The following is a 10,969-nucleotide window of genomic DNA, read 5'->3' as shown; positions in this document are numbered from 1 at the left end:
GGCGGGGCAAGCCGAAGCCGCCCCGCCGCCCTTGCATCCCTCAGGACCGCGCCATCCTCAATAATCGAAGGACACGCGCAGGCCCACCGTCAATGGCCGGTTCGTCGTGATCCGGGCCCGATCGTAGTAGAAATTGCCCGCGATCTCGGCCCGCGTATCGGTGAGGTTCTCCCCGAACAATTCGGCCGACCACGTCCCGTTCGTCACGCCTGCCGTCGCCCCGAACGTCGCATAGCTGTCGAGTTCCAGCCGGTTGATCAGGATGATGTCGGTGTATTTCGACGCCGAATAGGTCATCTGCGGCATGACATGGGCGGTCAGCTCGCTGTTGAGATCCCATTCGTAACGCGCGCGCAGATTGCCCTGAAAACCGGGGGCGTAGGCAAGCGGTTCGCCTGCCTGCACGTCGTCGGTCGGGGTCAGCACCTCGGTAATCTCGGTATCGAGGAAGGAGAACGCGCCCGCCACGGTCAGCCCCGGCACCGCATAGGGCGCATAGGTCAGATCGCCTTCGACACCCCAGATCTCCGCATTCGCCGCATTGTCGGAGAAGAACAGATTGGTGATGCTGGGGTCGAAGATCGTCGTCTGCAACCGGCTGATGTCGACGTAATACGCGCTGCCGTTGAAGCGCAGCTCGCGGTTCAGAAGCTCCATCTTCCAGCCGATCTCGTAATTCTGCACCTCGTCGGTGTCGAGCTCGAACGGCACGGTGAACCCGTTCGGACCCTGCGTGCCGCCGGGACGGTTGAGCAGGCCGGGGCGGAACCCTTCGGAATAGGTGGCGTAGAACAGCAGATCCTCGGTCGGCGTGTAGGTCAGCGTCCCCTTGAAGATCGTGCCCTTCGCGCGCGCTTCGTCCGGCGCGGTGAGGGCGTTGAACACCTGCTGCGCCTGCGTGGCGGACAGTCCGGCAGCCATGATGTCCTCGACGCTGTCGCCGACATTGAACGTCTGCCGCAGGTCTTCGCTGCAGCTGCCGATAAAGGTATATTGCCCGTCCCCGTCGTAAAGGTCGGACAGGTTGGTGCCGAACGCGTTTTCATCGACCCCGCTGCTGTTGCAGAAGGACGAGTTCGCCGTGCCCGCAAAGCCGACCGACACGTCATAGTAACGCGCGCCGCCGGTGATGGTCAGCACGTCGGGAATGATGTCGAACGACGCCTCGCCGAACAGGCCGAACTGTTCATCCGTGCGCTTCACATCGTTGCGGAAGATCACGCCATAGGGGAACGGACCGGCATCCGACTGATACGCGCCGGGGAAGGGGAAATTGTCGGGGAACGACCCGCCGAACAGGTCGATCATCTCGCTGCCGGGATAGGTGTAGTCGTTGCGCTCCTTGAGCGTGAGATCGGAGTAGAATACGCCCGCCGTGCCGCGCAGGCGGTCTTCCTGCGGCGTGCTGACGCGGAATTCCTGCGTGAAGGTCTTGGCCGAGGTGTCGGAGGTGACATACAGGTTGGGCGCCTGGCACGTGCCCGACGGCGCGTTCGCGCCGGGGTAGGACACCGAACCGTCGCAGATGTAGTAGGGCAGATACTGCCCGGCGAACAGGTAATCGGTGTAATCGATGCGCTGCTCGGTCTCGCGGTCGGTGTAGGCACCGGTATAGACGATGTCGAGCATGGCGAGACGGCCTTCGACCGTCCATGCGGTGTTGGAGAAATCGTCCTCCAGCCGGTCGTCCTCGAACCGCTGAATCTCCAGATCGTCGAGATCGAGTTCGGGATCGGCGAAGAACACGCCGTCCGATTCCACGCTCTGCCGCGTATGCGCGACGGTCAGGCGCCAGTCGGGCGTGAATTCATAGAGCGCGCTGGCCCGGAAACCGGCATATTGCGTGTCGTTGAAGTTTTCCTCGACCAGGCCGTCATTGTTGGCGTCGATGAAATTCACGTCCGACAGATCGGCCCCGGCCTGGAAACCGCCGCGCTGTTCGCTGACGGGTACGCCATTGTCGCGCGGGGTGCCGGCGGCGCGGAAACGGGCGCTGTCGCGCGCCGAACGCGTTCCCGCGACATTGTCGATATAGCCGCCCTGATCGTCGAGATAGACGACGCCGCGCAATGCCAGCCGGTCGGTCACCGGCACGTTCAACATCGCCTCCGCCTTGTAGCTGGTCTCGCCACCCTTGGTGAAGGAGGTTTCCGCGCTGAACCCTGCGTCAAAGCCCGACAGGCGCGGCTTGTTGGTGATGAGGCGCACGACGCCCGCCTGCGAACTTGCGCCGAACAGCGTGCCCTGCGGCCCGGACAACACCTCGATCCGTTCAAGATCGGCGGCATACACGTCGAGATTGCGGCCCGGCTGCGACAAGGGCTGCTCGTCGAGATAGAGCGACACGTTGGGGGCAAGCCCGGCAACGCCCGCGGTGGTGAGGTTGGGCGTGGTGGAGGCAAGGCCGCGAATGTAGATCGTGCTCTGCCCCGGCCCGCTGCCGCCCGCCGTCACATTGGGAAGCTGCGCGAGGTAATCGTCGAAGGTCGCAACGCCCAGGTTTTCCAGCTCTTCGGAGCCGATGGCGTTCACCGATACGGCGACGTCCTGCAGGCTTTCGGACTGCTTCGTTGCGGTGACGATGATCTCCGTCACGCCGCCTTGACGCGGTGCCTTCGGCTTGGCGCTGGCGGCGGGCACGGGCGGATTGGGTGTCGGCGTGGTCACGTCCTGTGCGATGGCCGGCACCGCCAGCACAATCGCCATCGCACCAGCGGACACGCCGCTGCTCAGCTTGAACATATTTTCTTCCCCGTTTTTTGCGGTCTGCGGCGCGAACGGCCACAGCGTTCAGAATCGATCGCGAGGGACAAGGCGCAGCATTGCGCAGGTGGTCCGCACTCGCGATGGCGGTGGGCTAGGGAAGGTTCCGGAGGATGACCACCCGTCGCACCATAACATTTGCCATGTCTTCGATGGCTGTTGCAAAATCGACACACACCGCCTATCCGCGGCGTCACACCGGACCTATACAAACGAAGAAGCGCGTGAATTTACGCATTGCGCTTACGAACCATCCCTTTTTCGATAGAGGGTCGGTTCGCATCGCGTGTCCGGATCCGGACCGAACAGTTGGAAAGACAGGTTTTATGGCAGGAACAGGCACGGCGGATACGAATCCCGCCACTTTCAAACCAACGGTCTTCTTTGGCGCGATCGCGGCCATTTCCTTGCTGATCGCGGCGGCGGTGCTGGATCCCGACGATGCGGCGGACCGGTTCAACGCGGTGCAGGCGTGGGCGACGACCAATTTCGGCTGGCTGCTCGTGCTCACCGTGAACGTGATGCTCATCACCTGCGGCTATCTCGCGTTCACGCGGCGCGGCAATGTCCGGCTTGGCGGGGTGAAGGCAAAGCCGCAATATTCGCTGCCGAGCTGGTTCGCCATGCTGTTCAGCGCAGGCATGGGCATCGGCCTCCTGTTCTATGGCGTGGCCGAGCCCGTGCTTCATTTTTCCGCCCCGCCGTTGAGCGCGTTTTCCGATCCCGATGCGGCACTGGTGCGCGGGCTGGCCGGCAATGCACAGCATGCGATGGGCCTGACCTTTCTGCACTGGGGCCTGCATGCGTGGGGCATTTATGCGATCATCGGCCTGTCGCTCGCCTATATCTGCTACAATCGCGAGCTGACGCTCAGCATCGGGTCCTTCCTGAAGGAAGCGTTTCCGCGCATGCCGACCTTCCTCGTCGATCTGATCGACGTGCTGGCCATCACGGCGACGGTGTGCGGCGTTGCCGCCTCGCTCGGTTTCGGGGCGTCGCAGATCAACGCGGGGCTCGCCCTGCTCGCCGGCTTGCCGGAAACGGGGCTGGTAAAGGCAATTCTCATCGCGGTGATCACCGCGCTTGCCACGATCTCGGTCGCGATGGGCCTCGACAAGGGGATCCGCATCCTGTCGGAGGTGAACATGGCGCTCGCGGTCGGGCTGGCGCTGTTCGTGCTGATTGCCGGGCCGACGGTCTTCCTGCTCGACGGGTTCGTGCAAAATATCGGCTATTACCTGCAACAATTCGTCTATCTCTCGACCTGGACCGAAACCTATACGGACGGCGAATGGCAGGGCAGCTGGACGATCTTCTACTACGCCTGGTGGATCAGCTGGTCGCCGTTCGTCGGCATCTTCATCGCGCGCATTTCCTATGGCCGCACGATCCGCGAATTCATTCTCGGCGTGCTGCTGGTGCCGACGCTGTTCACCTTTGCCTGGATGACGATTTTCGGCGACAGCGCGCTTTATATCGAGCTGTTCGGCGCCGGCGGCTTGTCGGAAGCGGTCGCGGCCAGCATGCCTGATGCATTGTTCGCCTTCCTCAGCCACTATCCGCTGGCGCAGGTCGCATCCGGACTTGCCATCGTGATCGTCGCGACATTCTTCGTGACCTCGGCCGATTCGGGCGCGCTGGTGACGGCGATGATCGCATCGGGCGGGCATCAGGAGGCCGGGTTTACCCCGCGCGTGACATGGGCGGTGGCGATCGGCGTGCTGGCCGGTGCCCTGTTGTGGAGCGGCGGGCTGGGCGCGTTGCAGACCGCGGCCATCGTGACCGGCCTGCCCTTTGCGCTGGTGCTGCTGGCGATGACCTATGGCCTGCTCAGGATGCTGGCCGAGCGGCGCGTATTCGACACCGGGCGCAGGCTCGACGACGACGACTGATCGCCGCATATCCCTCCCGCACATGAAAAAGGGCCCCCGCCACGATGGCAGGGGCCCTTTTTTCTTGAAGCAGGCAGACGGTGTTAAAGAACCGCGAGCTCGCGATTGGACAGCGTGCCGCCATATTGCTTCTGAAGCCGGACCTTGCGCTCCAGATCGTCGAGGATCGCGCCCGAGAAATTGACCTCGCTCATATCCTCGATGAAGTTCAGGCCCCCCGGCGTATCGACATTGATCTCCATCATCTTGTCGCCTGCGATGTCGAGGCCGGTGAGATACATGCCGTCGTCGATGAGTTTGGGTCCCACGATTTCCGCAATGCGCAGCGCGGCATCTGGCGGGGTCACCATTTCCACCCCGCCGCCGGCCGAGATGTTGGAGCGGTGATCCTCCGTCTGGCTGAAGCGGTGGAGGCAGGCGTAGGTATCGTCGACCTTGAGCGGACGCCCATTGAGCGTGATCATGCGCAGGTCGCCCTCGCTCGCGGCGGGGAGATATTCCTGCACGATGGCATAGCCGTCGCGGATCACCGCCTCGACGATCTGGTTGAGGTTCTGCCGGTTTTCCTCGTTGATGATGAAGACGCCCTGGCCGCCCGAGCCTTGCAGCGGCTTGATCACGCCCTTGTTGTCATGCGCGTCGAGGAAACGTTCGATTTCCGACGGTTCGCGGGTGATGGTGGTCTCGGGGCGGATTTCCTCGGGAAAATTCTGGAAATAGGTCTTGTTGACCGCGTCGGTCAGATGTTTCGGATCGTTCAATACGATGGTATTGTTGAGCGAGGCGAGCTGCGCGAACAGGAGGCTGGACGATGGTGCCCAGTCACGCTTGCCCATTTCCACCGCCGGGTCGCCGCGCAGCATGAGGATGTCCCAGTCCTTGAGCACGATGCGCCGCCGGTCGGGTTCGCCGCCGTGCAGATAGGCGAGATATTCGCTGTCGGTATCGAATTGCGCGTTCTTGCTCACATGCGCCATCGCGCAGATGCCGTCGGCCCAGTCGTAAATGAAATTGCCCAGCCCGACGAAGGCGACCTGATGCCCGCGCGCGATGGCTTTGCGGGCGAGGCGGATGGTGGTGTAATTGTCCTGCTCGGTCATCAGATCGTTGACGACAAAGGCGATGCGAATGGTCTCGCTCATGTTTCGGGTCTTTCCTGGTAAAGGGATTCCAGCGACAGGTTTCGCACCCGTGCCAGTCGTTCGATTGCGGGGGGATCGGTCACATAGGTCGGCAGGATCGCGGGACGGCGCACGATGCCTTCGTCCAGCAGATGTTCGAGCGTGGGCAATTGCTTCAACGCGAACTTGCCGAGGAACAGGATTTCGAAGTCGCCGCCATGGCGGAGATGGGCCAGCAATTCGGCCAGCCCCTTGAGATAAAGCGCATCCTTCGTCAGCCCGCCGCCGCGTTTCGCGCGCACGGCAGTGTCGAAGGCCATTTCATTGCCGATGGCGTGTTCTTCGGTCAGGCAGGCGTAGATGTTCGGGCCGCTCTCCTCCTTCACCGCCATATGGGCGGCGACCACCCGCGCGGCGAGCAGGCGCAGCCGCGCCGCGGGCAGATATCCGGCGAGATATTCGGCGAGGACGGCGATCCCCTCCTGCAACTCGTCATAATCGGCGAGCCCGCCCGCCAGCGTGAGCAGCGGTTGCATCCGCCCGTTGTGCCGGGTCACGACATGGGTGCCGACCTCGTGTTGGATGAGCGGGGCGACGCGGGCATGATGCGTGCGATAATCGAACGCGATGTGAAAATTGCCCATCGAGGTGTAGAGCGAGGTTCCCGGCGTTTCATCGACGATGACCCGGCATTCGAAGCTTTCGTCCGCGGCCTTGTATCGCGCGACCTCGGCCTCGGCGGCGTCGCGGACATGTTCGGCATCGACGTCGGAATTGTCGCGCGGGATCACCGGGACGTCGGCGAGAATGCGCTTTGCCGTGTCGAGCAATTGTTCGTCGACATGGCCGAACAGGTCGATGCTGGCCATGATGAAGCCGTCGCAATCGCGCATCCGGACAAGCTCGATCTGCCGGTCGAGTTCGCGCTGCTTTTCAAGGAGCAGTGCCTGCACGCGCGGGTTCGCGATGTCCCGCACGGGGAGGTCGAACAGCTCCTTACGAAAACCGGGTGCATCGTCGACGAGCCCTTCGCCATAGGTGCTGTCCGGCATGGTGCGAAAGCCGGACGCCTGGAATTCCACCGCGATATCATCGATATTCACAGGCGTCAGCCGGGTCAGCCAGTCGATCCGCATGTCCATTTTGGCGAGCCGCTTGTCGACCTCGATCGCGGCATCGCAAAGGGCGGCGGCCCGTCTTTCTTTCACTTCGCTATGGGTCATTTCGCGGGCGCGGGCATTTGCGAGAGGTGACGGCGGGCGTTTTCCACCGCGGCGAGGAACCCTGCGCGCAGGTCCTGCATCGCGAGGATGTCGGCGCTCTGCCCCCATTCGTCCATGAACACCTTCTTGAATTCCAGCGTCATGATACAGGCCGCATCGCCATATTCGGCATGCATGGTTTCGGGGAAATTGCCCCCGTCCTCCCACCGGACATTGACCGCGACATGCGGCTCCCGCCCGCGCAGGGGCGCGGCGCGGAGCGTTTTGACGAACGCGTCGAGGAGGCCGCCGTACACATCCTTGTTCATCGTGGTCGCGCCGATGTCGATGTCGGGATTGTCCGCAGGGCTCGCCGGTTCGCCGTCCGGCCCGTCGCGCCGGTGATTATAGCTGTGGAGGTCGAGGATGAGGATACGCCCGTGTTCGGCGATCATCGCCTCGATCCGGGCGCGGATCGTGGCGTAGAATTCGGCGTGAAGGGCGAGCGAAGCGTCCTTCTCCGCCTGCGGCATGTCCGGGTTCCAGACCTTCAGGCCCCAGGTGTCGTCGGGGTCGGTCGTCACCGCCATGTCGGCGGAGCGGTTGAGATCGAATTCGAACCGCGAACGGTTGGCGCGAAACAGTGTGTCGCCCGCCGACAGGAAGAAATCGGTGAGCGGATCCTCCTCGCGCAGGCGGTCGACCTCGCCCAGTTCGAGCCAGGGTTGCAGCGATTTGCGGATGGTGTGCCCGGCGTGGATCGCGGTGATCATGACCGGGCCGGACTGCACGATCATGTCCCATGGGGCATTATCCTGCGCATCGTGGTCAGGCGCGGTGGAGTCGGCGGTTGTATTCTGCATGGTATTCCGAACGCGGACGGCGCGCGTTCTGTTCCAAGACAGATCGGTGACATCCGCCCCGGCCGCGCGAATCGCGGCCGGGGCAGGTGATGCTTTGCCCTAGTGGACGTAGGCCTTGGGAAGCTGGCTTTCATCGAGATTGCGATAGCGTTCGCGCAGCCGCGTCTGATGATTGTCGAGCGGTTGTTCCACCCCGTCGATGAACACCCGCACCGGGGCCGAGGAGATTTCGAGCGGATCGCCATCCCACAGCACCGCATCGCCATGCGCGCCGGGCGCGAGCACGCCGGAGCGGCCCCCCTGTCCCGAAATCTGCGCAGGGATCGAGGTGATCGCCGCGAACGCCTCGCCCCAGCTCAGCCCCGTGGCCCCGTCGAGCCGGGACAGCCCGACCAGATTGCCCGCATACTGCGGGGCGTAACGCGGCTGCTCCATGTCCATGAATGGGCCGATCGCGACGGTCACCCCGGCATCGACCATGCGGCCGATATTGCTCTGCGTGGAGGCCAGCTGCTCGAACCGTTCGGGCAGGTCGAGCAATGCCGCCGCGATCACCGGCACGCCGGCGGCGGCGATCCGTTCGGCGACCATCCACCCTTCGGCTGCGCCGACGAGCACGAGATCGAGCGCGGCGAACTCCTCTTTCAATGCGAGCCCGGCGAGAATGTCCGCGGCCCGGTCTACCTGCACGTAAAGCGGCTGCGTCCCGTTCACCACCGGCACCAACGCGGCGGCATCGAACCGGCTCAACTCCACGTCGGTGCCGCGATCGGTCGCATCGTCGGCCAGCCGCGGATCAAGCGGGAGATCGTCGCCGGTGCGCACGTTTTCGGGGCGAAGCTCGCCCCCGCGAATGCCCGACCGTTCGCCGAAATCGCGCGCCTCGCGCAGGGCGTTGCGCAGCAGGGCATGGGCCGCCACCCGGCTTCCGCCTGCGAGCCTGCCGCCGGTTTCGCCGATGGCAACCATCTGAAACGCGCGGGGCCGGGTCACGACATCGCGATCCGCGCCAAGGTCGATGATCGCGCCTTGCCCTGCAAAGATCGACCCCGAAGGATAGCCGATCACAGATGCACGGGTGACGCCGCCGGCGCGGCTGCTCATGATATGCTGATTCATCGGATTGATCGCGACCGAGAAATCGAGTGCGGCAGAAAACGGCGAGCGCCCGGCGGAGCGGTCATTGCTTTCATCGACCGCCGCCACGTCCCACAGGCCAAGATCGGTAAGCGGGGAAAACAGGCCCGGCGTCACCCACATGCCGGTGCCGTCGATCACGCGAATATCGGCGGGGACGGCCACGTTCGGCCCGGCGGCGACGACCTGTCCGCCGCGCACGACGACGCTGGCATTGGGAATTGGGTCGCGCACTTCGCCGGTGGCAAGCGTCGCATTGGTGATGGCGAAATCCTGCGCCACCGCCGGGGCAACGATCGCGGCGGAGGCGACCAGCGCCAGAAACGCGCTTTTCAGACGGCTCATTTGAAATCTCCCTCGCCGGGTTGTCCCAGCTCGAAATCGCTCACCGGACGGCGGGCGGGGTCGCGCGCATCGTACATCAGCGCGCCGTCGATCCACACCTTTTCAGGGCGGGAATAGACGGAGAGCGGGTCGCCGTTCCACAAGACGACATCGGCCATCTTGCCGCTTTCCAGGCTGCCGGTCATGGCGTCGATGCCCATCGCCTTTGCCGGGTTGAGCGTGAGCCAGCGGATCACCTCGGCATCCGAAATATCGATGCCCATGCGGCGGCCGTCTGCCTGCGCCTTGGCGGCTTCCTGGTTCAGGCGCTGAATGCCGTTCTGATCGTCCGAATGGATGACGACGCAGGCGCCTGCGTTCTGAAGCAAGGCGGCGTTTTCGGGGATGCCGTCATACGCTTCCATCTTGAAGCCCCACCAATCGGCCCAGATTGCGCTGCACACGTCGTTTTCGCGCAGCAGATCGCCGATCTTGTAGCTTTCGACCGCGTGGTGAAACGCCGAAACCCTGTAGCCGAACTCCTTCGCCATATCCATGACGAGCGCCATTTCGTCGGCGCGATAGCAATGGTTGTGGATGAGGATATCGCCGTCGAGCACGCCGGCCAGCGTTTCCTTGCCCAGATCGCGGTCCTTCCGGTCGCCGGCGGCGTATTCCTGCGCCTCGATCCAGGTTTGCCGGTTCACCGCGAAATTGCCCATCCGGGTCGAGGGGATGCGGCCACGGCTGCCATAGACACGCTTCGGATTTTCGCCGCACGCCATTTTCAGGCCATAGGGCGCGCCGGGGAATTTCATCCCCTGCACCGTGCGCGACGGCACGTTTTTCAGCGTCACCGAACGCCCGCCCATCAGGTTCGCCGAACCGGGAAGAATCTGCAACGCCGTCACCCCGCCATTGGCCAGCGCGCGGGAAAAGCCCGGATCCTGCGGCCACACCGAATGTTCGGCCCACACATTGGGCGTGGTCGGCGCGGTCGCCTCGTTCCCGTCGGAATGCGCATCGACGGAAGGGGAGGGATAGTCGCCGAGATGCGAATGGATGTCGATAATGCCCGGCGTCACGAATTTGCCGGTCCCGTCGATCCGGGTATAGCCGGCGGGCACGGCAAGGCCGGCATCGCCGATGCCGACGATCTCGCCATTTTCGAAAAGCACGGTTCCGTTCTCGATCCGGCCGCCCGCGCCATCGAACACGGTCGCCCCGACGAGAGCGGTCGGCATACCGGGATAGGGACGATAGGTGGAGGCATAGGGCACCTCGCCATTCGCGCTCGCGCCGCGCGGTGTTTCGCCGCCTGTGGTGGCACAGGCCGACACGGCGCCCGCCATCGCGATCGCGGCCAGCGACGCGCCGGCCCGTTTCATGGAATCGAAGATGTTCATGACATGCAAGGCAATGCCCTTTCCCCATTGTGGCGCAGCGGCGCTGTTCGGGCCGCGGCGCGCAAGCAAGTCCTTTGCCGGACGGGCGTAGTGTCCCGCATGCGCCGCCACAGTCAAGCGGCGGTGCGCGGGTTCTGAACAGCATGCTGCATGCGCGGCGTTTACCGTTTATAAACCTTCTTTATCCACATATGCGGCGATGCGCGCGAATGTTCGACCCTCGCTCCTGCCAAAGGAAAGCGCCGCGCAAGGCCGGGCCGG

General features: G+C 63.9%; 7 protein-coding genes. 1 reads left to right on the top strand and 6 read right to left on the bottom strand.

All coding sequences use genetic code 11. The annotated features are described in order from the left end of the window. Window positions 1-57: 57 nt before the first annotated feature. Window positions 58-2,742 (bottom strand): TonB-dependent receptor, encoded by a 2,685-nt coding sequence (locus tag K4G67_RS02355; RefSeq protein ID WP_239804804.1) that lies wholly within the window; start codon window positions 2,740-2,742, stop codon window positions 58-60. A 347-nt stretch (window positions 2,743-3,089) separates the two neighbouring features. Here K4G67_RS02355 and K4G67_RS02350 point away from each other — a divergent pair, with 347 nt between their 5' ends. Next, window positions 3,090-4,655, top strand: coding sequence for a BCCT family transporter (locus K4G67_RS02350; RefSeq protein ID WP_239804803.1), 1,566 nt, complete (start codon window positions 3,090-3,092; stop codon window positions 4,653-4,655). Window positions 4,656-4,738: 83 nt separating this feature from the next. Here the strand turns inward: K4G67_RS02350 and K4G67_RS02345 are convergent, their stop codons facing one another. The 5 genes from K4G67_RS02345 to K4G67_RS02325 form a co-directional block, all read right to left on the bottom strand. Further along, a complete protein-coding gene (locus K4G67_RS02345) occupies window positions 4,739-5,797 on the bottom strand; it encodes an ATP-grasp domain-containing protein (protein ID WP_239804802.1) in 1,059 nt (352 codons plus the stop codon). Next, a complete protein-coding gene (locus K4G67_RS02340; protein WP_239804801.1) occupies window positions 5,794-6,999 on the bottom strand; it encodes a tyrosine/phenylalanine carboxypeptidase domain-containing protein in 1,206 nt (401 codons plus the stop codon). The genes K4G67_RS02345 and K4G67_RS02340 overlap by 4 nt, the downstream gene beginning before the upstream one ends. After that, window positions 6,996-7,841 (bottom strand): N-formylglutamate amidohydrolase, encoded by an 846-nt coding sequence (locus K4G67_RS02335; protein WP_239804800.1) that lies wholly within the window; start codon window positions 7,839-7,841, stop codon window positions 6,996-6,998. Before K4G67_RS02335 ends, K4G67_RS02340 begins: the two co-directional genes overlap by 4 nt. Window positions 7,842-7,940: 99 nt before the next feature. Continuing rightward, on the bottom strand, window positions 7,941-9,323 hold the full coding sequence (locus K4G67_RS02330; protein ID WP_239804799.1) for an amidohydrolase family protein: 1,383 nt from the start codon (window positions 9,321-9,323) through the stop codon (window positions 7,941-7,943). Further along, window positions 9,320-10,690 (bottom strand): amidohydrolase, encoded by a 1,371-nt coding sequence (locus K4G67_RS02325; RefSeq protein ID WP_420829985.1) that lies wholly within the window; start codon window positions 10,688-10,690, stop codon window positions 9,320-9,322. The genes K4G67_RS02330 and K4G67_RS02325 overlap by 4 nt, the downstream gene beginning before the upstream one ends. Between the last annotated feature and the right edge of the window lie 279 nt (window positions 10,691-10,969).

Source organism: Croceicoccus hydrothermalis, assembly GCF_022378335.1.
In the GTDB taxonomy this organism is placed as follows: Bacteria; Pseudomonadota; Alphaproteobacteria; order Sphingomonadales; family Sphingomonadaceae; genus Croceicoccus; species Croceicoccus hydrothermalis.
The sequence above is the reverse complement of the archived record's forward strand: the minus strand, read 5'-3'. Positions and strand labels throughout refer to the sequence as shown.

Coding starts and splice junctions, on each gene's coding strand:
- K4G67_RS02355 (WP_239804804.1), bottom strand. CDS start 2,742: ATGTTCAAGCTGAGCAGCGGCGTGTCCGCTGGTGCGATGGCGATTGTG.
- K4G67_RS02350 (WP_239804803.1), top strand. CDS start 3,090: ATGGCAGGAACAGGCACGGCGGATACGAATCCCGCCACTTTCAAACCA.
- K4G67_RS02345 (WP_239804802.1), bottom strand. CDS start 5,797: ATGAGCGAGACCATTCGCATCGCCTTTGTCGTCAACGATCTGATGACC.
- K4G67_RS02340 (WP_239804801.1), bottom strand. CDS start 6,999: ATGACCCATAGCGAAGTGAAAGAAAGACGGGCCGCCGCCCTTTGCGAT.
- K4G67_RS02335 (WP_239804800.1), bottom strand. CDS start 7,841: ATGCAGAATACAACCGCCGACTCCACCGCGCCTGACCACGATGCGCAG.
- K4G67_RS02330 (WP_239804799.1), bottom strand. CDS start 9,323: ATGAGCCGTCTGAAAAGCGCGTTTCTGGCGCTGGTCGCCTCCGCCGCG.
- K4G67_RS02325 (WP_420829985.1), bottom strand. CDS start 10,690: ATGAAACGGGCCGGCGCGTCGCTGGCCGCGATCGCGATGGCGGGCGCC.